Annotated in this window: 18 protein-coding genes; 7 read left to right on the top strand and 11 right to left on the bottom strand. The window is 70.4% G+C overall.

The genetic code is table 11. The annotated features are described in order from the left end of the window. Positions 1-136: 136 nt before the first annotated feature. The 4 genes from F0344_RS11905 to F0344_RS11890 all read left to right on the top strand — a co-directional run bounded on the left by F0344_RS11905 (position 137) and on the right by F0344_RS11890 (position 5,668). The gene (locus F0344_RS11905) at positions 137-898 is read left to right on the top strand and encodes an isoprenyl transferase (protein WP_185298757.1); all 762 of its coding nucleotides are present in this window, start codon (positions 137-139) and stop codon (positions 896-898) included. A 784-nt stretch (positions 899-1,682) separates the two neighbouring features. Beyond that, positions 1,683-3,005 carry a PhoH family protein gene (locus tag F0344_RS11900; protein ID WP_185298756.1) on the top strand — a complete coding sequence of 441 codons (1,323 nt, stop codon included), beginning with the start codon at positions 1,683-1,685 and terminating at the stop codon, positions 3,003-3,005. Positions 3,006-3,395: 390 nt separating this feature from the next. Continuing rightward, positions 3,396-4,112 (top strand): transglycosylase SLT domain-containing protein, encoded by a 717-nt coding sequence (locus F0344_RS11895; RefSeq protein ID WP_185298755.1) that lies wholly within the window; start codon positions 3,396-3,398, stop codon positions 4,110-4,112. Between the two features lie 155 nt (positions 4,113-4,267). After that, positions 4,268-5,668 (top strand): AI-2E family transporter, encoded by a 1,401-nt coding sequence (locus tag F0344_RS11890; RefSeq protein ID WP_185298754.1) that lies wholly within the window; start codon positions 4,268-4,270, stop codon positions 5,666-5,668. Between the two features lie 74 nt (positions 5,669-5,742). Here the strand turns inward: F0344_RS11890 and F0344_RS11885 are convergent, their stop codons facing one another. Both F0344_RS11885 and F0344_RS11880 read right to left on the bottom strand, forming a co-directional pair. Further along, positions 5,743-6,276 (bottom strand): alkyl hydroperoxide reductase, encoded by a 534-nt coding sequence (locus F0344_RS11885; protein WP_185298753.1) that lies wholly within the window; start codon positions 6,274-6,276, stop codon positions 5,743-5,745. A gap of 12 nt (positions 6,277-6,288) precedes the next feature. After that, positions 6,289-6,843 carry a peroxiredoxin gene (locus tag F0344_RS11880; protein ID WP_185298752.1) on the bottom strand — a complete coding sequence of 185 codons (555 nt, stop codon included), beginning with the start codon at positions 6,841-6,843 and terminating at the stop codon, positions 6,289-6,291. Positions 6,844-7,061: 218 nt separating this feature from the next. On the opposite strand from F0344_RS11880, the gene F0344_RS11875 reads away from it, so the two are divergent. Continuing rightward, positions 7,062-8,021 (top strand): hydrogen peroxide-inducible genes activator, encoded by a 960-nt coding sequence (locus tag F0344_RS11875; protein WP_185298751.1) that lies wholly within the window; start codon positions 7,062-7,064, stop codon positions 8,019-8,021. Between the two features lie 31 nt (positions 8,022-8,052). Here F0344_RS11875 and F0344_RS11870 read toward each other — a convergent pair whose 3' ends face one another. From F0344_RS11870 to F0344_RS11860, 3 genes are read right to left on the bottom strand one after another with little or no spacing between them, the layout of a single operon-like run. Then, positions 8,053-10,461 (bottom strand): FtsX-like permease family protein, encoded by a 2,409-nt coding sequence (locus F0344_RS11870; RefSeq protein ID WP_185298750.1) that lies wholly within the window; start codon positions 10,459-10,461, stop codon positions 8,053-8,055. Further along, the gene (locus F0344_RS11865) at positions 10,458-11,144 is read right to left on the bottom strand and encodes an ABC transporter ATP-binding protein (protein WP_185298749.1); all 687 of its coding nucleotides are present in this window, start codon (positions 11,142-11,144) and stop codon (positions 10,458-10,460) included. The genes F0344_RS11870 and F0344_RS11865 overlap by 4 nt, the downstream gene beginning before the upstream one ends. Continuing rightward, positions 11,141-11,662, bottom strand: a complete 522-nt coding sequence (locus F0344_RS11860) for a PadR family transcriptional regulator (protein WP_185298748.1) — start codon at positions 11,660-11,662, stop codon at positions 11,141-11,143. Before F0344_RS11860 ends, F0344_RS11865 begins: the two co-directional genes overlap by 4 nt. A gap of 253 nt (positions 11,663-11,915) precedes the next feature. Here F0344_RS11860 and F0344_RS11855 point away from each other — a divergent pair, with 253 nt between their 5' ends. Continuing rightward, complete coding sequence (locus F0344_RS11855; protein WP_185298747.1) at positions 11,916-14,150, top strand: transglycosylase domain-containing protein; 2,235 nt, start codon at positions 11,916-11,918, stop codon at positions 14,148-14,150. A gap of 66 nt (positions 14,151-14,216) precedes the next feature. Here F0344_RS11855 and F0344_RS11850 read toward each other — a convergent pair whose 3' ends face one another. The 3 genes from F0344_RS11850 to F0344_RS11840 form a co-directional block, all read right to left on the bottom strand. Further along, a complete protein-coding gene (locus F0344_RS11850; RefSeq protein WP_185298746.1) occupies positions 14,217-16,148 on the bottom strand; it encodes an ATP-binding SpoIIE family protein phosphatase in 1,932 nt (643 codons plus the stop codon). A gap of 296 nt (positions 16,149-16,444) precedes the next feature. Then, positions 16,445-17,143, bottom strand: a complete 699-nt coding sequence (gene fomD / locus F0344_RS11845; RefSeq protein ID WP_185298745.1) for a cytidylyl-2-hydroxypropylphosphonate hydrolase — start codon at positions 17,141-17,143, stop codon at positions 16,445-16,447. Between the two features lie 44 nt (positions 17,144-17,187). Beyond that, entirely contained in the window at positions 17,188-18,603 is a 1,416-nt protein-coding gene (locus tag F0344_RS11840; RefSeq protein WP_185298744.1) for a class II fumarate hydratase, read from the bottom strand. A 105-nt stretch (positions 18,604-18,708) separates the two neighbouring features. Here F0344_RS11840 and F0344_RS11835 point away from each other — a divergent pair, with 105 nt between their 5' ends. Then, positions 18,709-20,244, top strand: a complete 1,536-nt coding sequence (locus F0344_RS11835; RefSeq protein ID WP_185298743.1) for a ricin-type beta-trefoil lectin domain protein — start codon at positions 18,709-18,711, stop codon at positions 20,242-20,244. A 123-nt stretch (positions 20,245-20,367) separates the two neighbouring features. On the opposite strand, the gene F0344_RS11830 is transcribed toward F0344_RS11835, so the two are convergent. From F0344_RS11830 to F0344_RS11820, 3 genes are read right to left on the bottom strand one after another with little or no spacing between them, the layout of a single operon-like run. Further along, the gene (locus tag F0344_RS11830) at positions 20,368-22,998 is read right to left on the bottom strand and encodes an amino acid adenylation domain-containing protein (protein WP_185298742.1); all 2,631 of its coding nucleotides are present in this window, start codon (positions 22,996-22,998) and stop codon (positions 20,368-20,370) included. 42 nt (positions 22,999-23,040) lie between these two features. Continuing rightward, on the bottom strand, positions 23,041-23,880 hold the full coding sequence (locus tag F0344_RS11825) for a mycofactocin-coupled SDR family oxidoreductase (protein ID WP_185298741.1): 840 nt from the start codon (positions 23,878-23,880) through the stop codon (positions 23,041-23,043). Beyond that, positions 23,877-24,602: a thioesterase II family protein gene (locus F0344_RS11820; RefSeq protein ID WP_185298740.1), complete on the bottom strand. Its 726-nt coding sequence runs from the start codon at positions 24,600-24,602 to the stop codon at positions 23,877-23,879. Before F0344_RS11820 ends, F0344_RS11825 begins: the two co-directional genes overlap by 4 nt. Between the last annotated feature and the right edge of the window lie 55 nt (positions 24,603-24,657).

Genomic DNA, 24,657 nt, shown 5'->3' with positions numbered 1-24,657 from the left:
AATGCCGATGCGCGGCGCGAGCCTTGTCTGCGGATCGTGCGAACGATGCGGCCGTCCCCCCACGGGGACGACCCCGGACCCCCGGCAACGGGGAAGACGGGCCTGTGGCCCGTACGAAACCGAGAGGGTGAACTCAGTGAACTTGCGCGACCTGGTGTACGGGCTCTACGCACGCCGGGTGGAAGGCCGCCTGGATCACGACCAGGTGCCCAAGCACATCGGTGTCATCCTCGACGGCAACCGTCGGTGGGCGAAGGCGTCCGGCGGCTCGGCGGTGCAGGGGCACCAGGCCGGGGCGGACAAGATCTCCGAGCTGCTCGGCTGGTGCAGTGAGACCGATGTCGAGGTCGTCACCCTCTGGCTGCTCTCCACGGACAACTTCGACCGGCCCGAGGCGGAGCTGATCCCGCTGCTCGGCATCATCGAGAACACCGTGAGCAATCTCGCGGCGGACGGGCGCTGGCGGGTCCACCATGTCGGCACGCTGGACCTGCTGCCGGCCCGTACGCAGACCGTCCTCAAGGAGGCGGAAGAGGCTACGGCCGGTGTCGACGGAATAATCGTGAACGTGGCCGTCGGCTACGGCGGGCGCCAGGAGATCGCGGACGCGGTGCGGTCGCTGCTGCTGGACCACGCGTCGAAGGGTACGAGCTTCGAGGAGCTGGCGGAGGTCGTCTCCACGGACCTGATCTCCGAGCACCTGTACACGCGGGGGCAGCCGGACCCGGACCTGGTGATCCGTACGAGCGGTGAGCAGCGGTTGTCCGGCTTCATGCTCTGGCAGAGCGCGCACTCGGAGTACTACTTCTGCGAGGTGTTCTGGCCCGCGTTCCGCAAGGTGGACTTCCTCCGGGCCCTCCGCGACTACGCAGCCCGCCACCGCCGCTACGGCACCTGACGCCTGGCCGCATGCACGGGGGCGCCGCCCCGGGCTCCCGGCTTCGTCCTCAAGCGCCGGACGGGCTGGGTGGGTGCCCGCGGTGTCGTCGCCCGACGCAGTGTCCGGGCCGGGGTTTGTCCTCAAGCGCCGGACGGGCTTGTTGCACCTGGCCGCCGTCGTCGTCGGCCGGTGCGAGGTGAGCGGAGTTCGAGCCACCCGGCGTTTGAGGGCGTACGGCGCCGCGGGGCCATCAAGCCCGCCCGGCGTTTGAGGGCAAGCGGTGCTTCGGGGGCCGGTGCCGGGAATTCAAGCCTGCCCGGCGTTTGAGGGCAGACCCCGGCGCCCGGGGGTCGGTAACGGAATATCAAGCCTGCCCGGCGATTGAGGGCAGAGACCCCGGCGCCCGGGGCCGGCGAAATCGAGCCTGCCCGGCGATTGAGGGCGAAGGCCGCCGCCGGTGACTCCGCGCGTACCCCCGTCGTCACCCCGCGTCCACCAGGACTCTTCCGCACCGTGTCGCAGCCATCGGCATGGCTGGGCGTGTTCGAGGGAATACCCCTGACAGGTCGACATCCGGTCAGGAACCGGGCGGATGTCGTGTCCAAGTGAGTGGCACCCAGTCCGCTTGCCCGGGAGGCCCTTTGCACACGAAGGACCGTACACATCGTGCGGCCGACGCGGAGGGCCGGCGTTCGGCCCTCGCGGGGGGTTCCGAACCCGGTCCGTCCTCTTCCCTTTCCTCTGGGAAGTTCCGCGACGTCCGTCGCACTCCCCGACCTCGTCCGAGGGGGTACGTCCTTCCGTGGTGACCAGCACCAAGCGCCGCATGCCCGACAGGCGCACCTACGTTCTCGACACCAGCGTCCTGCTGGCCGATCCCAACGCCATGTCCCGCTTCGACGAGCACGAAGTCGTGCTGCCGATCGTCGTGGTCACGGAGCTGGAGGCCAAACGGCACCATCCGGAGCTCGGATACTTCGCCCGGCAGGCACTGCGCCTGCTGGACGACTTCCGGGTCCGGTACGGCCGGCTGGATGCCCCGATCCCTCTCGGGGATCTGGGCGGGACGCTCCGCGTCGAACTCAACCACTCCGATCCCGGCGTACTGCCCGCCGGCTACCGGTTGGGGGACAACGACACACGGATTCTCGCGGTCGCACGCAGCCTCCAGGCCGAGGGGTACGACGTCACGGTCGTCTCCAAGGACCTCCCGTTGCGGATCAAGGCGTCCTCGGTCGGCCTCCTCGCCGAGGAGTACCGCGCCGAACTCGCCATCACCGATTCCGGCTGGACCGGAATGTCCGAGCTGGCGCTCTCCGGCGAGCAGGTGGATCTCCTGTTCACCGAGGAGACGCTGTACGTCCCCGAGGCCGCCGAGCTGCCCGTCCACACCGGCCTCGTCCTCCAGTCCGAGCGTGGCAAGGCGCTCGGCCGGGTCACGCCCGAGGGCAGTGTGCGGCTGGTACGCGGGGACAGGGAGGCGTTCGGGATCCACGGACGCAGCGCCGAGCAGCGCATCGCGCTCGATCTGCTCCTCGACCCCGACGTCGGCATCGTGTCGATGGGCGGCCGCGCCGGCACCGGCAAGTCCGCGCTGGCCCTCTGCGCCGGACTGGAAGCGGTACTGGAGCGCAGGCAGCACCAGAAGGTGATGGTCTTCCGGCCGCTGTACGCGGTCGGCGGGCAGGAGCTCGGCTATCTCCCCGGCTCCGAGGCCGAGAAGATGAGCCCCTGGGCGCAGGCCGTCTTCGACACCCTCTCGGCGGTCGCCGGGCGCGAGGTGATCGAAGAGGTGCTGGGGCGCGGCATGCTGGAGGTTCTGCCGCTCACCCACATCCGGGGCCGCTCGCTCCACGACGCGTTCGTGATCGTCGACGAGGCGCAGTCGCTCGAACGCAACGTCCTGCTGACCGTGTTGTCCCGTATCGGGTCGAATTCCCGCGTCGTGCTCACGCATGACGTGGCCCAGCGTGACAACCTCCGGGTCGGCCGGCACGACGGAGTCGTCGCCGTGGTCGAGAAGCTGAAGGGTCATCCGCTCTTCGCCCACGTCACGCTGACCCGTTCCGAGCGCTCGCAGATCGCCGCACTGGTGACCGAAATGCTGGAGGAAGGCCAGATCTGACACGAGATAGGACAGTTGGTGCCGCCCGGCGAGCCGAAGAGCTTAGCCGGGCGGCATTGTGCTGTGCCGCTGTTTCCGCAAAACATTGGGGCCGAACGGGGTGTGAGCTTTCACACGCAACACAGAATTGCTTCACGGTGTCCGCGTCCGGCAGAGTCTTGCTTCCGTCAGGCCCCGCATACGGAACTCATGCACCTCCAGAGGTGTACCGCACCACACAACTCAACACTTGCCGTCCGTATGCCGCCCGCGAGCACCACGCGGCACTCCCGCAAGGGAGTTGCCCATCGGGCCCGTGCCTCCCGTGACCCAAGCAGTAGGGAGGCCAGTGTCGGGGGCACGATTGCGCCCGCGAGGTCACCTAAGCGGGCGATGCTGGAAGGACACCGTGTGAGCCGGATCTCGGTCCGGGGGTTCGCCGTGGCATCTGCCACAGCGGTCACCACCGTAGGCGCCGTCGTAGGCGTTGCTTCGGGCAGCACTCCTGCTGCCGACGACAACAACTTCGAAGCGGCCGCAGCCGACACCACGCTGCTCGCAGACATTCCCGCGGGCCAGCAGGCCCAGGTGCAGACCGCCTCGCTGACACAGCAGGCCGACGCCCAGGCTTCCGCTGCCGACACCGCGGCGAAGAAGTCCGCGGAGGAATCCGCTCGTCTCCAGGCAGCCAAGGACGCCAAGTCCAAGAAGCAGGCGGCCGAGGACAAGCTGGAGGCCGAGCGCAAGGCCGAGGCTGCCGCGAAGAAGGAAGCCTCCGAGCGCGCAAGCCGCTCGGCGGCCCGTGACGCCACCTCCTTCACCACGCAGAGTTCGTACAGCGTGGCCGAAGTGAAGGCGATGGCCCGTCAGATGGTCCCCGCCGACCAGTTCCAGTGCTTCAGCAACATCGTGGACCACGAGTCGACGTGGAACTACCGGGCGACCAACCCGTCCTCCGGCGCCTACGGCCTCATGCAGGCGCTTCCGGGCTCCAAGATGGTGTCCGCCGGTTCCGACTGGCAGACCAACCCCGCCACCCAGATCAAGTGGGGCCTCAGTTACATGGACGGGCGCTACGGCAGTCCGTGCGGTGCCTGGTCCTTCTGGCAGGCCAACAACTGGTACTAGGTCCGGGACGCCCGGTCCCTCGTGGGAGGGACCACCTCTCAACCCTGTGAAGCCCTCCACCGTCCTACGGTGGGGGGCTTCACGCGTGTACGGTCACATGTCCTGACGACTCCGGGGCAGGGGTGAGGGGAGAGCATGGGGGAGAGGGAACGATCATGTCGAAACTGCCAGGGTGGCTCGGCCGACTCGGCGCCGAACTGACCGACATCGGTGAGCGCCTGGACCAGCGTCGTGCCGAGGCCGACGCGGAAGCCGGCTCGGACGCCGGGCCCGAGGACACGGTGACGGACCACGTGCCCCCGCCTCCCACATACGCCCCGTCCGTCGCGGCCAGGCCCGATCCGGTCGCGGCGATCCCGTGGGGCATGCGGGTCGCCGCCGAGGCGGGCTGGCGGCTGCTCGTCCTGGCGGGCACCCTCTGGGTGCTCATGCGCATCATCAGTGCGGTGCAGCTCGTGGTCCTGGCCTTCGTCGCCGCCCTGCTCGTCACCGCGATGCTCCAGCCGACCGTGGTACGGCTGAGGCGGCTCGGCCTGCCGCGCGGCCTGGCCACGGCGGTGACCGCGGTTCTTGGCTTCGTCGTCATGGGTCTGGTCGGCTGGTTCGTGGTGTGGCAGGTGATGGACAACCTGGACACGCTCTCCGACCGGGTGCGCGACGGCATCGACGAACTGAAGCGCTGGCTGCTCGACAGCCCCTTCCATGTCACCGAGTCGCAGATCAACGACATCGCGAAGAATCTCAGCGACACGATCGGAACCAACACGGAGGAGATCACCTCCGCCGGACTCCAGGGCGTCACCGTGATGGTGGAGGTCCTCACGGGGCTTCTGCTGGCGATGTTCTCGACGCTCTTCCTGCTGTACGACGGGAAGCGAATCTGGCAGTGGGTGCTCAGGCTGGTGCCGGCCCAGGCGAGGCCCGGCGTCGCGGGTGCCGGGCCGCGTGCCTGGCGCACGCTCACCGCCTATGTGCGGGGTACCGTGATAGTCGCGCTGATCGACGCCATCTTCATCGGGCTCGGGATCTACTTCCTCGATGTTCCGATGGCGGTGCCGCTCGCGGTGTTCATCTTCCTCTTCGCCTTCATCCCGCTCGTCGGCGCCGTGGTCTCCGGGGCGCTGGCGGTGGTCGTCTCGCTGGTGACCCAGGGCGTGTTCACCGCGCTGATGGTGCTGCTCGTGGTGCTCGCCGTGCAGCAGATCGAGGGCCACATCCTCCAGCCGTTCATCCTCGGCCGCGCTGTGCGCGTCCATCCGCTGGCCGTCGTCCTGTCGGTCGCCGCGGGCGGGATGATCGCGGGCATCGGCGGCGCGGTGGTCGCCGTACCGCTGGTCGCCGTGACCAACACCGTGGTCGGCTATCTGCGGGCCTACGGGCAGGAGGAGTCCCGGCGCCGCTCGCCCGCCCCGCACGGCGCCACGGCGCACGAGGTGGCGCCGGTCCGGGCCCCGGGCTCGCCGCCGAAGGCCGCGGACCTGCCCGCCGACCGCGGGAAGGAAGGGCCGGCGGGTCCAGGAGGGCCGGGAGGGTCCGGAGAGAGCCGGGAAGGCTGAGAGCGGACAGTAAGAAGGGCCCCGTGGACGGTCGGTCGTCCTCGGGGCCCTTCTCGTACAAGGGTACTGCGCTGCTACTCGGCGAGAACCGCTTCGGATTCGAGGGTCACGCCGACCGCCTGGATCACCGAAGCGATCTTTACGGCTTCCTGAATGGTCTCACGGTCCACGCCGGCCTTGCGCAGCACCTGCTCGTGGGAGTCGAGGCACTGGCCGCAGCCGTTGATCGCGGAGACGGCGAGCGACCACAGTTCGAAGTCGATCTTCTCCACGCCGGGCTTGCCGATGACGTTCATCCGCAGGCCCGCCCGGAGCGTCCCGTACTCCGGGTCCGACAGCAGGTGCCGGGTCCGGTAGAAGACGTTGTTCATCGCCATGATGGCCGCGGCCGACTTCGCCGCGGTGTACGCCTCGGCGGAGAGGTTGGCCTTGGCCTCCGGCTCCAGCTCGCGGAGCACGATCGGCGAGCGTGAGGCGATCGCGCAGGCCAGGACGGTGCCCCACAGCTGCTGCTGCGGGAGTTCGCTGTTGCCGATGACCGAGCCGAGGTTCAGCTTCAGGTCCTTGGCGAAGTCCGGTATCGCGGACTTCAGTTCGTCGAGAGCCACGATCGTGTCAGCTCACTCGCCCGAGAGGAGCGCGACCGGGTCGAGGGTCGTCTCGCCCTTGGTCCAGTTGCAGGGGCACAGCTCGTCGGTCTGCAGGGCGTCGAGGACCCGCAGGACCTCCTTGGGGTTACGGCCCACGGAACCGGCGGTCACCATCGTGAACTGGATCTCGTTGTTCTGGTCGACGATGAAGACGGCGCGCTGCGCGAAGCCGTCCTCGCCCTCGATGCCGAGCTCACGCATGAGCTCGTGCTTCGAGTCGGCCAGCATCGGGAAGGGCAGGTCGGTCAGGTCCGGGTGGTCCTTGCGCCAGGCGTGGTGCACGAACTCGGAGTCACCGGAGAAGCCGAGGACCTGGGCGTCACGGTCGGCGAACTCCTCGTTCAGCTTGCCGAAGGCGGCGATCTCGGTGGGGCACACGAAGGTGAAGTCCTTCGGCCATGCGAACACGATCTTCCACTGACCCTCGTAGGTCTTGTGGGTGATCTGCTCGAACTCCTTGCCCGCCTCCAGCGAAACACAAGCGGTCAGGTCGAACTGGGGGAACTTGTCACCGACAGTGAGCACGCGCTCTCCTTGCAGCTTAGGAATTCCCTTTTGGGGAGGTTCCTGGGGGTTGGACTGGACCCACCATGGCACAGAGTGCATTGATCACGGAAATCGCTTCTTGGGCATCCATTGATCGCCCCACTCGATCAGTGGCCCGCGTGCGCCCCACTCTGTGGCGTGGCTCATTGATCGAGGGGGCGGATATGCTTGACCTGGATGATCGGAGGTTCCTATCAATGAGCCAGGGGAACCAGGGCAACAGGCCCAAACAGCCCAGCCTGTCGCAGCTGCGCGCCTTCGCCGCCGTGGCGGAGCATCTGCACTTTCGTGACGCGGCCGCGGCGATCGGGATGAGTCAGCCCGCACTTTCCGGAGCCGTGTCGGCCCTGGAGGAGGCACTGGGTGTCCAGCTCATCGAGCGTACGACGCGCAAGGTGCTGCTCTCGTCCGCCGGGGAGCGGCTGGCGGTGCGTACCCAGGTGGTCCTGGACGCCGTCGGCTCCCTGATGGAGGAGGCGGAGGCGGTGCGGGCGCCGTTCACCGGGGTGCTCAGGCTCGGCGTGATTCCGACCGTCGCCCCCTATCTGCTGCCGACCGTGCTCCGGCTCGTCCACCGGCGCTACCCGGAGCTCGACCTCCAGGTGCACGAGGAGCAGACCTCCTCGCTGCTGGAGGGGCTGGGCGCCGGGCGGCTCGACCTGCTGCTGCTCGCCGTACCGCTCGGTGTGCCGGGAGTGACCGAACTGCCCCTCTTCGACGAGGACTTCGTGCTCGTCATGGAACGGGAGCACTGGCTGGGCGGGCGCTCCGACATCCCGCGCGAGGCGCTGCGCGAGCTGCCTCTGCTGCTCCTGGACGAGGGGCACTGTCTGCGCGACCAGGCCCTGGACATCTGCCGGGAGGCCGGACGCACACAGGGCGCACCCGTGACGACGACCGCGGCGGGTCTCTCCACCCTCGTGCAGCTGGTGGCAGGCGGGCTCGGTGTGACGCTGCTGCCGCGGACCGCGGTGACGGTCGAGGCGGGCCGCAACGACGCGCTGACGACGGGGTACTTCGCGGACCCGGCGCCCGCGCGGCGGGTGGCGCTCGCCATGCGCTCGGGGGCGGCCAGGCGCGAGGAGTTCGAGGAGTTCGCGGCGGCGCTGCGTGAGGAGATGGGGTCGCTGCCGGTACGGATCGCCGGACGGGCCTGAAGGCCCGGCCCGTCCGGCCACCGCGCTCCCGTCACTCGGTACGCAGACCGTCCGGGCGCATCAGGCGCCACAGCACCGGCAGGCTGAGCAGCGTCACGATGGCGATCATCGCTGCTCCCACCCCCGCCAGGGGCAGGAAGATCAGCCAGTCGGTGATCTCCTTGTCGATCAGGTGGAGCATCACCCGGCCGAGGCCGAGCCCGCCCATGACGGCGAGTGCGGTGCCGAGGGCGACCGGGATCGCGGTCTGCCACAAGATGGACCAGGCGAGCGTCGAGCGGCGTGTGCCGAAGGCGACCAGCACGGACAGCAGCTTCCTGCGTTCCCGCAGTTGCTCGATCTGCGAGACCAGCATGGAGGCCGCGATCAGGATCATCGTGGCGGTCGCACCCACGAACAGGGACGTGCGGATGCTGTCGTACTGCTTGTCCCGCTGCGTCATCTGGTAGGTCCAGATCCGCAGGGACGGATCCATCAGATACGCGGTGTTGCGGACGTGCTCCTGGGCGTCGGGGTCGCTCTCGTCCGTCTGGATCTGCGCCGTCGTCGAGGCGCTCGGCAGCTTGGCCGGGTCCAGTGCGCCGGGCGTCACGAAGATGCCGTGGCGCTCCTGGCCCGCCGGATCCTTCCTGGGTGTCACCGTGCGGGCGTCCTTCGGGATCGTCCACAGCTGCGGCTCGAGCTTCTCCGAGCCCTCGTCCCTGTACCACTCGTTGAGATCGACCTGCTTGCCGGGGCGGGCGACCTTCGTCACCCAGCCCGCGTCCTTGTTCCCCTCGGTGTGCGAGATGAAGACGTCGCCGTCCTCGCAGCCGGGCAGATGTGCCAGCTCGCGCAGGGTGGCGCAGGTGCCGTAGGTCACCGGCGCGCCCTCCGGGTCGCCCCACTCGTCGAGCGCTCCGGCGCCGAGCACATAGGAATCGATGGTGCCGATGACTCCCGTCACGCCCTCCGTGGCCCGGAAGTCCTTGATCATGCGCTCGGCGAGGGCGCCCTTGGCGGACTCCGTCATGACGCCCATCTGGGCGCGCTTGGGGTCCTGGCCCGTCGTCGTGTTGAAGTCGTCGTTGATGCCGACGAAGTACATCTGGAGCGCGATCCCGCCGGCCACCGCGACCGTGATGCCGCTCACCGCGCGCGTCCCCGCGGTGCTGTTCAACTGGAGTCTGCGGAAGGCGAGTTGCCAGGGCACCGGGCCGCCGCGCACGTGGGCGACGACGGACTCGACCAGCCAGGGAAGCAGGGTCACCATGCCGAGCAGGATCAGGATGATCCCTGCCGCGACGACTGCCACGTCGAGCGGCCCCCTGTTGCCGCCTGCGATGTCCGAGAACAGCAGCAGTCCCACACCGATGGCCGGTATCGGCAGCCGCCACATCAGCCGGCGCTTGCGGGAACGCCCCTGCCGTACGACGCCGAGCGGCTCGATCGCCACGGAGCGCAGCGCGAACAGGGTGACCAGGACCGCACACGCCGGTACGGCCAGCAGGATCAGCACGGCGAGACCGGGCACCGGGGCGAGGTCGGAGGGGAACGCCGAGATCCGCCAGAACTGCACCATGCCGACGAACTGACGCCCCACGAGGAAGAACAGGGCTCCGTAGAGCAGTCCGACCCCGGCGCCGAACAGGGACTCGCCGGCGGCAGCCCGCCGGGTCATCCGGATGTCCGCGCCGATGAGACGCAGCGCGGCGAGTCGGCGGTCGCGTCGTTCTCCGCCGAACCGGACGGCGGTGGCGATGAAGATCGCGACGGGGATCAGCAGGACGACGCAGATCAGGATGATGAGGATGACGAGGACGGGGTCCATCGGTTCCTCGGGCAGCCGATTGCCGCCGAACTGCGCGGTCCGCCCGCCGCCCTTCTGCGTGATGGTGTCGCTGCCGGCGTACATGTACAGGTCGTGCGGGTCGCTCAGCCCCTCGTCGGCGATCGTCCCGATGATCTGGAACTTCAGCCGCTCCCGCAGCAGTTGGCCCTCGGGGGATTCCAGTAGATCCTTCAGCGCGGGCGAGACGACCATTTCGCCGGGCCGGGGGATCCTGTCGACGCCCGGCGGTATCGGCGGGTGCGCGCCGTCGGGGCGCAGCAACCAGCCGCCGACCGAGTCGCCGCGGTACTCGGACGAGGCGTTGTCGTAGACCAGGGTGTTGTCGCCGGGCGCCGGCGGAGCGTCGTGGTTGGTGAAGTTGGGTGCGCGGCCCGCGGTGCGGTCGGACCGGTTGTCCAGGAGGTTCGGTACGGAGGAGGCGATGAGGAGGAGGGCGACGCCGAGGCCCACGCCGACGGCGGTGAGGAGGGTGCGTATCCAGCCCTCGCGCCCGCCGCCGACCGCGAAGCGGATGCCGAGGCCGAGGTCGTGTATCCATCCCGACCCCTTCCCTGGCGCCTTCGGGGAGCCGGCCGCTTTCTTGGTGCTCCGTTCTTCCAGCACTGTCATCCCGTGTACTCCAGGTCCCGGGACTTTCCGTCGCGTACGACGATTTCGCGGTCCGAGTAGGCGGCGACCCGCGCCTCGTGGGTGACGAGGACGACGGCGGTACCGGAGGAGCGTGCCGCGTCCGTGAGCAGCTCCATCACGCGCTCGCCGTTGAGTGAGTCGAGGGCGCCGGTCGGCTCGTCGGCGAAGATCACTCGGGGGTCGGCGGCGAGTGCGCGGGCGACGGCGACGCGCTGCCCCTGTCCGCCGGAGACCTCGCCGGGCCGCTTGTCCTTCAGGTCGTCGACCTGGAGGCGCTCCATCCAGCTGACTGCCCTGCGCTCGGCCTCCTTCCTCTTCACGCCGTTGAGGCGGAGGGGGAGGGCGACGTTCTCGGTGCAGGTCAGCTCCGGCACGAGCTGGCCGAACTGGAAGACGAACCCGAAGTCACTGCGGCGCAGGGCGCTGCGCTCGGCGTCGGACAGGGTGGAGAGCTCGCGTCCGTCGTACGTGATGGTCCCGCTGTCCGGGGTGACGATCCCGCCGAGGCAGTGCAGCAGCGTCGACTTCCCGGACCCGGAGGGGCCCATGACGGCGACGACCTCGCCGGGGTGGATGGAGAAGGACGCGCCGTCGAGAGCGGGCGTCGGGCCGTAGGCCTTGTGGAGGTCGTGGGCGGCGAGAAGGGAGCCGGCGGGGGTCACTTGACCACCTCGGCGAGCTTGTCGAGGCGTGCGGCGGTCAGTTCGAGCCAGCGCAGGTCGGCTTCCAGGTGGAAGAGCGCGTGGTCGCAGATCAGCTGGTCGGCGAGGTCGCCGTTGCGCTTGCGGTCGGTGAGGACACGCATCAGGCGCAGATGCTCGGTGCGCTGGGTGTCCAGCAGCCGGTCGGCGCCGCGGCCGGTCAGCAGGGCCAGGACGACCTTGGTGTAGAGGGTCGACTGGAGGTATGGCTCCGGCTTCTCCGGCTGGGCGAGCCAGGCGGAGACGTCCGTGATCCCGGCGTCGGTGATGGCGTACCGCTTGCGCTCGGGACCGCCCTCGCTCTCGACGCCGTCGACGACGACGAGCCCGTTCTTCAGCAGCCGGGACATGGTCGAGTAGACCTGCCCGTAGTGCAGCGGGCGGTCGTGGCCGAACTTCTCGTCGAAGGTGCGCTTGAGGTCGTAGCCGTGGCGGGGGCCGGACTCCAGGAGTCCCAGGAGGGTGTGACCGATTGACATGCGAGCGACTATACATGTGGTGTATACGCAGAGTGCATACAAGGGTGTCGTGCCCAGCACGCGTCTGGGGTGTACCGCTGGATTCGCCGGTTCCCGCAACCCTTTCCGTCCCTGATGAGTCGGTTCCTGAGGAACCAGGTGCTGATTGTCACGTCCGGAAAAGACCGGATCGCTTGCATTTCGTCCGACCCGACGGTGTTAGCTGGCGGGAAGGGCGAAGCCGGTCGAGCAGAGAAACAGGAGCACTACAGCGATGGGTCGAGCGGATGCGCGACGAGGCCAGGGGCGAGGAGCGCGCCGGGCCGGGAGGAGTGGCGGCATACGCGGACTCTTCACCTGGCGGAAACTGCTGGGCACGTTCTTCGGGTTCTGCCTGCTGGTCATGGGCGCCTTCGTGGCGCTCTACGTCTATGTCGACGTGCCCGCGGCCAACGCCACGGCGAAGAAGCAGAGCAACGTCTACAAGTACAGCGACGGCACGCTGCTGGCCCGCACCGGCGAGGTCAACCGCGAGATCGTGGATCTGTCCGCCGTGCCCAAGGACGTCCAGCACGCCTTCGTCGCCGCCGAGAACAAGAGCTTCTACCAGGACCAGGGCGTCGACCTGAAGGGCACCGCGCGCGGTGTGTTCAACACGCTGTCCGGCAAGGGCAAGCAGGGTGGTTCGACGATCACCCAGCAGTACGTGAAGAACTACTACCTGACGCAGGACCCGACCGTCAGCCGCAAGCTGAAGGAACTGGTGATCTCGCTCAAGGTCGACCAGAAGATGAAGAAGAACGAGATCCTCGCCGGGTACATGAACACCGCGTACTACGGCCGGGGTGCCAGCGGCATCCAGGCCGCCGCGCAGGCGTACTACGGCGTCGACGCCAAGGACCTCGACCTCTCCCAGGGCGCCTACCTCGCATCGCTGCTCCAGGCCCCCAGCCAGTACGACTGGGCGGTCGCCTCGCCGACCGGCAAGAAGCTGGTCTCCGAGCGCTGGGCCTACACGCTCGACAACATGGTCGAGAAGGACTGGCTGGACAGCTCGATGCGCGCCGCGATGAAGTTCACCGTCCCGCAGGAGCCGAAGGCGGCCCCCGGTATGGAGGGCCAGACCGGCTATCTCGTCGAGGCGGCCGACGAGGAGCTGGAGCGCCAGGGCGTCTCCGAGGAGGCCCGTGTGGCCGGCGGCTGGACGATCACGCTCAACATAGACAAGAAGCGCCAGCAGGAGCTGGAGAAGGCCGTCGACCGGCAACTGGAGTCCAAGCTCGACCGCGAGGGCAACAAGATCGACGCCACGGTCCAGGCCGGCGCCACCTCCGTGGACCCGAAGAACGGCGAGGTCGTCGCGCTGTACGGCGGCGTGAGCGCCACCGAGCACTGGGTCTCCAACGCGACCCGCCGCGACTACCAGCCGGCCTCCACCTTCAAGCCGCTGGTGCTCGCCTCCGCTCTGGAGAACGAGTCGCGGACCCAGGACGGCAAGCTGATCGGCCTCGACACCGTCTACGACGGGACCACCAGGCGGCCGGTCGTCGGCAGCGACATCCCGTTCAAGCCGCAGAACGAGGACGACCGCAGTTACGGCGACATCAGCGTCCAGAGGGCGATGGACCGGTCGGTCAACTCGGTCTTCGCGCAGATGGTCGTCGACGTGACGCCCTCCGCCGTGAAGCGGACCGCCCTCGAACTCGGCATGCCCGACAAGGGATTCCCCGCAGTCCCCGCGATCACCCTGGGCACCATGAACGCCTCGACCTGGGATATGGCCGGTGTGTTCGCGACGCTCGACAACCACGGCAAGAAGGCCACCCCGCACATCATCAAGTCGGCCGAGCACCGGGACCGCGCGGCGGAGCCGGTCGACGGCACCGGCGGCCAGGCCATCAGCCGTAAGACCGCGGACACCGTGACGCGGGCGCTGACCGGAGTCGTGGACAACGGCTCCGGCCACGAGGCCGACAGCCCGGCCTTCGACGCGGCCGGCAAGACCGGCACGTCGGAGAACAACAAGGCCGCCTGGTTCGCCGGGTACACCCCGGAGCTCAGCACGGTCGTCGCGCTCTACGGGGAGGCGAAGGACGGCGGCACACAGGTCACCCTGACCGGTACGGCCAGCTCGGGCCGTGCCAACGGCGGCGGCTTCCCGGCGAAGATCTGGGCGGACTACACGCTGGCCGCACTGGACGGCGGCTCGCCCGCCACCTTCGACCTCGAAGACGTCGAGCGCGGCGAGTCGGGCGTCACGCAGGCCCCCACGACGCCGCCGCCCACGACCGAGCCGCCCGAGGAGACGGAGCCGCCGGAGACCGATCCGCCGACCCAGTCGCCGACGGAGCCCCCGGTCACCGAGAGCCCGACGACGGAGCCCCCGCCCACGCAGACGACGCCGCCCACGCCTACCGACCCGACGACCGAACCGACCGACCCGGTCGACCCGGTCGATCCACCGGGCGAACGGCCGGTCCGCGACGAGAACGGCCTGCCCGGTCAGTGAGCACATGAGGACGGCGAGGGGGGGTGCCCGCGGGCACCCCCCCTCGCCGTCCTCACCCAGAGCCCGCTACTGGCTCCGGGTGACCATCTCGAACCAGACGACCTTGCCCGTCGAGAGCCGGGTGGCTCCCCACCGCCTGGCCAGACGGTTCACCAGGAACAGACCGCGTCCACCCTCGTCCGTCTCCCTGGCCCGCCGCTGCCTGGGCAGCTGCGGGGAGTCGTCGCCGACCTCGCAGCGCAGGATGTCCGTACGCAGAAGGCGCAGGGTCACCGGCCGTTCCGCGTACCGCACGGCGTTGGTCACCACCTCGCTGACCAGCAGTTCCACCTCGTCCGACAGCTCGTCGAGACCCCAGCGGCTGAGCGCTTTGCGGGCCAGCTTGCGGGCCCGGCCCGGTGCCTCGTCCTCCGGTTCCAGGAACCAGTACGCGACATCGCTGGGCGCGATCCCGTCGAAGCGGGCGGCGAGCAGTGCGATGTCGTCGTCCCGGTCGCCCGGGCCGAGCATGTCGAGCACGTCGTCGCAGAGCGCCTCCAGCGGGGGCGCGTGATCGGGGCCGGTCAGGCGGGCGGTGGCGGCGAGCCGCTCCCGCAGCTGCTCGATCCCGGTCCACACGTCCCGCAGCCGGGACTCGACCAGGCCGTCCGTGTACAGCAGCAGCGTGGCGCCCGCGGGGGCATCCAGCTCCACGGCCTCGAAGTCGACTCCGCCGACACCGATCGGGGCGCCCGGGGGCACCCGCAGCACCTCCGCCCGGCCACCCAGGTGGAGCAGGACGGGCGGCGGGTGCCCGGCGTTGGCGATGGTGATCCGGTGCGCGACCGGGTCGTACACGGCGTACAGGCAGGTCGCCATCCGGTCGCTGCCGAGCCGCTGCGCCTGCTCGTCCAGGTGGTGCAGCACCTCCTGCGGCGGCAGGTCGAGCCCGGCCAGGGTCTGCGCGGTCGTGCGCAGCTGGCCCATGATCGCTGCGGACGTCATGGAGTGGCCCATGACGTCGCCGACGACGAGCGCGACCCGGCTGCCGGGCAGCGGGATCGCGTCGTACCAGTCGCCGCCGACCCTCGCCGTCTCGGCGGCCGGCAGATACCGGGAGGCGAGACGCACACCGGTCGGCTGCGGCAGCGAGTCGGGCAGCATGGTGCGCTGGAGCTCGTCCGCGATGTACGCCTCGCGCCCGTACAGCACGGCCTTGTCGATACCCAGCGCGGTGTGCGTCGCCAACTGGGCCGCGACCAGCAGATCGTTGGCCTCGAACGCAGGGCGCTCGGTGCCGCGCAGGAAGACGGCCGCGCCGATGACCCGGCGCCGCCCGCGCAGCGGCGCCAGGATCGCGCGGTGTCCGGTGGGTACGGCACGCCCGGCGCCGAGCAGTTCGGGCAGCGCGGCGCGCGCCGCAGCGGAGTCCCCGAAGACGGGACGCACTCCGCGCAGCACCTCGGCCAGCGCGCCGCCGGAGCGGACCTCGCACAGCTCGGCTGCGGGCATGAGGTCGGACTGCGGGTCGGCACCCGGCAGCCGGAGACGCTCGGTCTCCGGGCTGCTCTCATTCTCCTCGTCGGTTAAACGCAGCCGGTCGGTACGGCGCAGCCGCAGCACGAACGGGGTGGCGGGGCGCTCGTCGCCCACCGGAAGCGGGTCCCGGAGGTAGACGAGTATCGCGTCGGAGAAGGTCGGCACGCTGGCCCGGCACAGGCCGAGGACGATCTCGTCCAGGTCTATGCCCCGGGCGATGCGGCGGGTCGCCGCTCCCACGAAGCGCAGCCGGTCGCCTTCACGACGGGCCACGGTCTGACTGTCCGCCGCCGTCGTGGCCGGTTTCGTCGAGGCGTGCGGTACGGGACTCGGCCCGGGGTTCGGCGCTGCGGCCGGTCCGGGGATCGCGGCGGTGACAGGGGATGCCGTCGTGGCGTCCTGCTGCCGCGGGCGGGTGCGCTCCTGGGACCGGGCCGCGAGGGGCTGCCGGCCTTCGTGGGAGGTGGGATGCTCCGTCACGCGTGGGATTCCGTCCGTCCGGGCCGGTTGTATGAGGCAGACACCTCGTGGGGCGCTACTGTGCCCCGGCAAGAGCGGTAAGAACAACGGCTGTCACCGGATGCCCCCGTACGCGGGGCCGAAACCGGCTGCTCACGATCTGGCGCGGTGACATCGTTTCCCGCGAAGGGCCGGCGGACAGCGAACATGTCTCCACCCCTTCGTAGTGGTTCATGCGAGCGTGTGACCCGCTCCGGACGGTGTGGTCCGAGCGGTTCCAACGGTTCGAACGTCGACTTGTGGTCGTTCCAAGGATCTCACGACGGCATACGGGCCGGGGTGCGGTCCCAGTCATCCGGAAGCGGCGGTACCCGCCAGTGCGGCTCCGGCCGCCAGTGCTCCCAGCCGTCCCGGAACGGCGCCCCCCACTCCTGGATGACCTCGACCGCCGCCCGGCCCGCCTCCCGTACGCGCGCGGTGGTGGCCCGGTCCATCAGGCCGACCCGCTGCGCCTGGGCGAACTCGTCCTCGTCGAGCCACCGCCAGCTGTGGTCGGGGTGCACGGAGATGTCGAGAAAGTGATCCTGGGAGTCCACGCCGCCGGACCAGCGGACGAGCGGCTCCTCCAGATTCACGTACCAGTTGCGGAAGGCCCAGCCGCGGTCCCAGAACAGCCACACCGACCAGGGGTCGCCGGGGCGGGCCAGTTTCAGCACGCCGGTGCCGAACCACGTCGAGCGGGCCGTGGTGCGCGGAGCCGTGTAACGGGTGGCGAGCGGCTCGGCGTGCACCTGGGTGCCGTCGGCGAGGACCGGTCTCACGCACTCGGTGCCCGGCGCCATCCACACGGCGAGCAGCTCGTCGGTGTCCTGGACGACGGTGACCGGGCGGCAGATGTGCACGGGGCTTCGCCGGCCGCTCCCGTCACCGTTGCCGCGGTCACCGCCACCGTTGTCGCGGTAGCGCCAGAGGATCTGGTCCCCAGGCGCCCAGCGCACCTCTCCCGTACCTGCCATGAAGAGATCTTAGAGATCCAGCCGCCCGCTCGCTGCGAAACGCGTCACGGGCGGGTCATGCGCAACACGTCCAGGGCCTCGTCGAGTTGTTCCACCGTGAGGTCACCGCGTCGGACGTATCCCGAGGCCAGGACCGTTTCGCGGATGGTCGTGCCCTGGGCGAGGGACTTCTTGGCGACCTTGGCGGCCTCCTCGTAGCCGATGTACTTGTTGAGCGGCGTGACGACGGAGGGCGAGGACTCCGCGTACATGCGCGCCCGTTCCACGTTGGCCGTGATGCCGTCGACCGTGCGGTCGGCGAGGAGCCGTGAGGCGTTGGCGAGCAGCCGTACCGACTCCAGCAGGTTCTTCGCGATCACGGGCAGCATGACGTTGAGTTCGAAGTTGCCCGCGGCGCCCGCCGTGGCGACCGTGGCGTCGTTCCCCATCACCTGCGCCGCGACCATCAGTACGGCCTCCGGGATGACCGGGTTGACCTTCCCCGGCATGATCGACGAGCCCGGCTGGAGGTCCGGCAGATTGATTTCGGCCAGTCCGGTGCGCGGTCCCGAGGCCATCCAGCGCAGATCGTTGGAAATTTTCGTCAGCGAGACCGCGATCGTGCGGAGCTGCCCGGACGCCTCGACCAGTCCGTCCCTGGCACCCTGCGCCTCGAAGTGGTCGCGGGCCTCGGTGAGCGGCAGGCCGGTGGTGCGGGCCACTTCGGCGATGACGGCGGCCGAGAATCCGGGTGGGGTGTTGATGCCGGTGCCGACTGCCGTCCCGCCCAGGGGCAGTTCGGCCAGGCGGGGGAGCGAGGACCGCAGGCGCTCGACGCCGTACCGGACCTGGGCCGCGTAGCCGCCGAACTCCTGGCCCAGGGTGACGGGCGTGGCATCCATCAGATGGGTACGGCCCGACTTCACGACCTCCACGAATTCGGCTGATTTTCGCTCCAGCGCGGATGCCAGATGGTCCAGCGCGGGGATCAGGTCCGCCGTGACGGCGGCCGTCGCGGCGATGTGGATGGAGGAGGGGAAGACGTCGTTGGAGGACTGCGAGGCGTTGACGTGGTCGTTGGGGTGCACCTCGCGGCCCAGGCGCTCGGTGGCGAGGGTGGCGACGACCTCGTTGGTGTTCATGTTGGACGAGGTGCCGGACCCCGTCTGAAAGACGTCGATGGGGAAGTGCTCGTCCCACCGGCCTTCGGCGACCTCGGCGGCGGCCTCCTGGATCGCGGTGGCGATGTCCGGGTCGAGGACGTCCAGTTCCGCGTTGACCTTGGCGGCAGCGGCCTTGATCCGGGCCAGGGCCTCGATGTGGGCCCGCTCCAGGCGCTGTCCGGAGATGGGGAAGTTCTCCACTGCGCGCTGGGTCTGGGCCCGCCACTTGGCGTGGGCGGGGACCTTCACCTCACCCATCGAATCGCGCTCGGCGCGGTACTGCGGGGTGCCCGCGTTCGTGTCTGACGAGCCGTCCATGTTTCAAACCTCCTGTGAAAGTTGAGCACTTGTCTTGTCCTACGTATTCCCTTGTCGCCTACCGGCCAGTAAATACCTGGGGTAACCCACAATCCGGGAGGCGCAATGAGGCGCACCAGGCACAGACTTCGCGCACTTCGCTGTACGGTCGCGGCGACCGCCGCACTGGCGGTGGCCGTCGGCACCATGGCGGTGGCCGGACCGGCGGGCGCGGCGGAGACCCGTACCGCCACTACCGCATCCACCCCGCTCCCACCCGCTCTCGAAGCCGTCCGGGCAGCGGAGGCCACCCAGCTGTACGGCAGCCCCGCCGAGCGGCCGCTCGGCGACCGCAAGACCGGGCTGATCTCGCTCGGCGACAGCGAGATCTCCGGCGAAGGAGTCGGCACGTACGAGTCCGGCACCAACGGCCCGGACAACTGGTGTCACCGTTCACCCGACGCGGCCATCCACCGCACGGGCATCGCGGCGGACGTCACGTACAACGTCTCCTGCTCCGGTGCCTACACCGGGAACATCAGAATCGGTGGTTCCAAGCAGTACGCCGACGAGCTCGTCCAGAGCGACAGCCTCGCCGTGAAGGCGCGCAACACCCGCATCAAGATGATCGTGCTGGTGGCCGGCGCCAACGACGACCTCCAGTTCGGTCCGGTCATGACGGACTGCGTCGTGCGCTATCTCACCCTCCAGGGCCCCTGCGAGTCCAAGTACGCCGGCGGCTGGCAGGCCCGCGTCGACGCGCTCGTCCCCAAGGTCGAGCAGACCGTACGCGACCTGCGCACCGTCATGACGGACGCCGGGTACGCGAACGGTGACTACAAGCTCGTCGTCATGGGCTACCCGAGTCCGATCGGCCCCGACTTCCGTGACAACCCGGACTTCCCCGGGAAGATCGCCTGCGGTGGCCTGGGGTACGACTCCGACACCGTCTGGGGACGTAACACCGCCGTACCCGCCTTCCAGGTGGGCATGCGCAAGGCGGCCGCCGCCACGGGAGCCGTCTACCTCGACAACTCCCGTCTCTTCCACGGCCACGAGGTCTGCACCCAGAGCGCCTGGGCCCGCGGCCTCTACATCGACGTGACCAAGCCGGGTCTGCCGGACGCGAATTCGGTACGCCAGTCCTTCCACCCCAACCTGGCCGGACACGGGGCCTTCGCCTCCTGCCTCACCCAGATGTACGACTCCGGGGTGCGCGAGGCGAGCTGCGCCGACCCGGCGAGCGCGGGCAGGCCGGTGCTCCGGCCTCTCGCCTGGGACGACGTGTTCGGTCCGCTGAGGAACGAGGCCACCGGGACGTGCGTCGACGTCCCGGCGTCGGTGACCCGCAACGGCACCGAGGTCACCGGCTGGGACTGTCACGGCGGCCGGAACCAGGACTGGTGGTACGACGCCGCCGAGCGGACGGTGCGTACGGAACTCAGTCACGACCGCTGCCTGGACGTGCCGGGCGCGAGGTACGAGGCGGGCGCGAAGCTCGTCCTGTGGGACTGCTCGGGTGCGGCGAACCAGAAGTTCGTGAAGGAGTCGGGCACCTTGCGTCCGGCAGCCGCGAACGGGCTCTGTCTGACGCTCGCGTCGGCCAAGGAGCCGCTGAGGCTCCAGGCGTGCAACGGCGGTGCCGCGCAGCGATTCGCGTAGCCCTGCGGTAGGTCGCAGGGGGGAGAGGGTGGCCGTCTTCTCGAGGCCGCCCTCTCCTGTCATGGTGGGCCGGTCGTGGTGGGCCGACCGGGGAGTGCGGCCCGGGGCGTGCGGTCCGGGGAGTCAGGGGACCAGTGCTTCGCTGAGCGTCCGGATCGTCGGGGTGAGATACAACTGGCGCAGGGGGACCGGGGGCAGTCCGCGTTCCCGGACCGCCGCGCCGATGCGGATCGCGTACAGCGAATTGCCGCCCAGGTCCCAGAAGTTGTCGTCCGGGCCGATGGCCGGGACACCCAGAACCTCCTGCCACACCTCCGTGAGCGTCGCCGCCGCTCCGGTGGGCGGGGCGGGTGCGAGCAGGGGTGCGGCGGCCTCGGGCGCGGACCGCCGAGGGGCCGGCAGCCCGGCGGGGTCGAGTTTCCCGTTCGCGGTGAGCGGCAGGCGGGGCAGAGCCGTCACCGTGGCGGGCAGCATGTGGGAGGGCAGCAGGCGCGCGGCCCGGTGGCGTACCGGAGCGGTGTCACCGTGCGCGTCCGGGGTCAGGACCACGTACGCGTCGATGCGTACGGCCGCGGCGTCCCCCTGTTCGTGGCCGGTGACCGTCACCGCCGCCGCCGTCACCGCCGGGTCCTCCAGCAGTGCGTGACGGATCTCGCCGGGTTCGATGCGGAAGCCCCGTACCTTCACCTGGTCGTCGATCCGGCCCAGGTGCTCCAGGGAGCCGTCGGGGAGGAACCGGCCCAGGTCGCCGCTGCGGTACAGCCGGCCGTCGTGCCAGGGGGCGGGGACGAAGCGCTCGGCGGTGAGGGCGGGCCGGTGCAGATACCCGTCGGCGACCCCCGCGCCGCCCACGTATATCTCCCCGGGGGCACCCGGAGGCACGGGACGGCCCCGGGAGTCGAGGACGTGGACGTCCCAGCCGGGCAGCGGGCGGCCGACGGAGCGGGAGCCCTCCACCGCCGCGCGACGTGTGAGCGTCCGGGCGGTCACATGGACCGTCGTCTCGGTGATCCCGAACATGTTGACCAGCCGGCAGCGGTCCTCCGGATGGCGGTCGAACCAGGAGCGCAGGGGCCGGGTGTCCAGCGGCTCGCCGCCCAGCACGACCAGGCGGAGGGGGAGCTCGCCGTCGGCGTCCCGGTCGGCGGCCATGAACTGGGTGAACGCCGAAGGGGTCTGGCTGAGCACGGTGACCCCCTCGCGGAGCACCAGGGCGTGGAAACCGTCGGGGGAGCGTGTCGTCCAGTGATCGACGACGACCAGGCGGCCACCCGTGAGGAGGGCGCCCCAGATCTCCCAGACGGAGAAGTCGAAAGCCGCGGAGTGGAAGAGCGTCCAGGTGTCGGCGGAGGTGAGCCCGAAGTCCTCGCGGGTCGCGTCGACGAGGGCGGTGACATTGGCGTGCGGGACGACGACGCCTTTGGGCCGGCCCGTCGAGCCGGAGGTGTGGATGACGTAGGCGGGGGCCGTGGGCGGACCGGACGCGGTGCGGGGCTGCGCCGGGTGGCCGGTGAGGCGTGCGGTGTCGTCGACGGTCAGGCGCAGCCCGGCGTCCTCGGCGGTGCGGGCCCGGCGGCCGGCGGGATGCTCCGGGTCCAGCGGTACGTACACCGCGTCGGCCTTCAGGACCGCCAGCATGGTCGCCACCAGGTCCGTGGAGCGGGGCAGGCAGATGCCCACGAGATCCCCGGGTGCGACGCCCGAGGCGCGCAGCCCGTTGGCCAGTTCGTCGGCGCGGGCGTTCAGCTCCCGGTACGTGAGCGTGGCGCCGGCGCAGGTGAGGGCGGGTGCGTCGGGTTGCGCGGCGGTCCGCTCGGTGAAGACGTCGTCGATGCGGCGAGGGGTGTGGGCCGTGGCGGGGGTGCCGCGGCCCAGGCCGATTCGGGCGGCCGACTCCTCGGCGGTGAGCGGGTACAGCTCGGCGAGGGGTGTCTCGGGCGGAAGGGAGAGGATCTGGTCCCGGACGCGGAGCACCTGGCGTTCGAAGCCTCCGGTCTCGTCGGTGAGGGGGCCCGGTCCGTCGGTGAGGGCCCTTGGTCCGTGGAGGAGGGTGCGGGGGTAGGGGGGGTCCGTGTACGGCAGGACGGTGAACGCTTCCTGCCCGGCGGCCGGGCCCGGGTCCACGAGGCCGACGTCCGGTGCGGCGCCGTCCGGGAAGGGGGTGAGCGGAGTGCCGAGGAGGTCCCCGACGGTGCGCTCCTCGGTGAGGTCCGCCGCGAACACCGCCCGCCCGTCGAGGGCTCCCAGCGCGTGCGGCGGCCGGTCGAGGGCGGGGACGGGGATGCCCACGGGGACGTAGGAGAGACCCTCGTGGCGCCCGGTGACGACGGCGAGCGCTGCCACGAGGGGGAGCGTCGAGGGGTCGGGCCGCAGATCCGGGGTGCCGCTCCGGAGGAGTACCCCTTGAGGGTCGAGGCGCCCCCGCAGCACCTCGGCGATCAGCCAGAGGGACCGTGCGTCCAGCGCCGCCCCGTCCGCGACCAGCAGGAGATCGGCTGCGCCCCCGTCCTCGTACCGCAGGAACAGCGCGCGCAGCCGGTGGCCGGGGGCGAGGGGTCGGCGGGTCTCCGTGGCGCGTCTGCGCAGGGCCGCCGACGAGTCGGCAGCGGCGCGGACGGAGTCCGTCCACAGGCGGGGGCGCGAATCCTCCGGCCACCACAGGTCCGCCGCCGCGGTGAGTGCGGCGGAGATCGGGGTGTCCGCCGCACCCTCGGGGAGGCGGACGGTCAGCGCATGGCGACGGGCAGGGGGCACGTACGTACTCCTTGTCGTACGGAGGAGGGGGCCGGGGCCGGGTCAGCGGACGGTGAAACCGCCGTCGACCGTGACCACGCTCCCCGTCACCCGGCGGGACTCGTCCGAGGCGAGCCACAGCGCGGCGTCGGCCACGTCCCAGGGCTCGACCAGGGTGTTCATCGGCTGGTCGCGCACGAACGCCTCCTCGTGTTCCGCGGACGGCACCTCGAGCGAGCGGGCGATCTCCGCGAGCATGCGGCCCTCCATCGCGTCGTCGTCGCGGACGGACCCGGGGCACACGGCGTTGACCCGTACCTTGCGGGGCGCGTAGTCCAGCGCGACGGCCTTCGTCAGGCCGACCAGTCCGTGTTTGGCGGCGACGTAACCGGCGAAGTGCCGGTAACCGACCAGGCCGGCCGTCGAGGCGATGTTGATGATGGAACCGGAACCCCGCGCGGCCATCCGCCCGCCGACCGCCCGGATCGCCCGCCAGGCGCCGCCCAGGTCCACATCGATCATCAGCTGCCACTCGGACTCGTCGATCTCGTGCGCGGGACGGCCCGAAGGGGCCGCGATCCCGGCGTTGTTGACGAGGACGTCGATCCGGCCGAAGCGTTCCTCGGCATCGTCCGCCACCGTCTCCAGCGCCGCCAGATCGCGCACATCGGCCTGCCGGGTCAGGACTGAGGAGCCCGCCGCCCGGCACAGATCAGCCGTGTACGCGAGCTGGCTCGCCGATCCGAGCGGATACGGGACGCCCGGCAGATCGGCCGCCACGTCCAGCAGCACGAGGTCCGCGCCCTCCCTGGCGAAGGTCAGCGCGCAGGCCCGGCCCAGTCCGCGCGCGGCCCCCGTGATCAGTGCCGTCCGCCCGGCCAGCCGGGCGCCGCCGCCGCTCACCGGTCCCGCGGGGCGCGGAGCCCGGCCGCCACCAACTCCAGCAGCTCGCGCGGATGTTCCGCCAGGTACATGTGCCCGCCGGGCAGCTCGGCCACGGTCAGCCGCCCCGTCGTCGCCGCGCCCCACTGCGCGGCGTCGGCGGGACCGACCAGGGTGTCCGCACGTCCCCTGACGGAGGTGACGGGCACCGACAGCGGGCGGTCCGATGACGGTACGTACGTCTCGTGCAGGCGCACGTCGGCCCGCAGCGCCGGCAGCATCAGATCCCTCATCTCCGGGTCCTCCAGGGCAGGATGGGCGTACCCGGCGAAGGTCTTCACCCGTGCCACGAACTCCTCGTCAGGCAGCTCGCCCGCCCGGTCCGTCCTCGGCGTCCAGGGGCCGTGCGAACCGCTGACGACGAGGGCCTCCAGCCGCAGCCCCGACGTGTCGGGGGCCTGCTCGATCCGGTGCGCCAGCTCGTACGCGAGGACCGCGCCCATGCTGTGCCCGAACACCGCCACCCGGCGCCCGGAGCCCCCGAGCGCGGCGACGACCTGCTCGTACGCATCGGTCACCGCCGGACCCACCGAGGTGTACGGGGCCTCGGTGAACCGCTTCTCCCGGCCCGGCAGATGCACCGGCAGGACCCGTAGCCCGGCCGGCGCGGCGGCCTGCCACGGGCTGAAGAAGGACGGCCCCGCCCCGGCGAAGGGCAGGCAGATCAGGACGGTCTCTTCCACGGTCTCTCTTCCTGGAAGGGCTGCCGCCCGGGCTTCCGGGCGGTGATGCGCGCGG

The sequence above is a fragment of the Streptomyces finlayi genome (assembly GCF_014216315.1).
In the GTDB taxonomy this organism is placed as follows: domain Bacteria; phylum Actinomycetota; class Actinomycetes; order Streptomycetales; family Streptomycetaceae; genus Streptomyces; species Streptomyces finlayi_A.
Note: the sequence above shows the minus strand (reverse complement) of the source record. Positions and strands in the feature narration are given on the sequence as shown.

Excerpts from the sequence above, each read along its gene's own strand:
- F0344_RS11890 (WP_185298754.1), top strand. The coding sequence starts at position 4,268 with ATGTCGAAACTGCCAGGGTGGCTCGGCCGACTCGGCGCCGAACTGACC.
- F0344_RS11875 (WP_185298751.1), top strand. The coding sequence starts at position 7,062 with ATGAGCCAGGGGAACCAGGGCAACAGGCCCAAACAGCCCAGCCTGTCG.
- F0344_RS11870 (WP_185298750.1), bottom strand. The coding sequence starts at position 10,461 with ATGACAGTGCTGGAAGAACGGAGCACCAAGAAAGCGGCCGGCTCCCCG.
- F0344_RS11860 (WP_185298748.1), bottom strand. The coding sequence starts at position 11,662 with ATGTCAATCGGTCACACCCTCCTGGGACTCCTGGAGTCCGGCCCCCGC.
- F0344_RS11855 (WP_185298747.1), top strand. The coding sequence starts at position 11,916 with ATGGGTCGAGCGGATGCGCGACGAGGCCAGGGGCGAGGAGCGCGCCGG.
- fomD (WP_185298745.1), bottom strand. The coding sequence starts at position 17,143 with ATGGCAGGTACGGGAGAGGTGCGCTGGGCGCCTGGGGACCAGATCCTC.
- F0344_RS11840 (WP_185298744.1), bottom strand. The coding sequence starts at position 18,603 with ATGGACGGCTCGTCAGACACGAACGCGGGCACCCCGCAGTACCGCGCC.
- F0344_RS11835 (WP_185298743.1), top strand. The coding sequence starts at position 18,709 with ATGAGGCGCACCAGGCACAGACTTCGCGCACTTCGCTGTACGGTCGCG.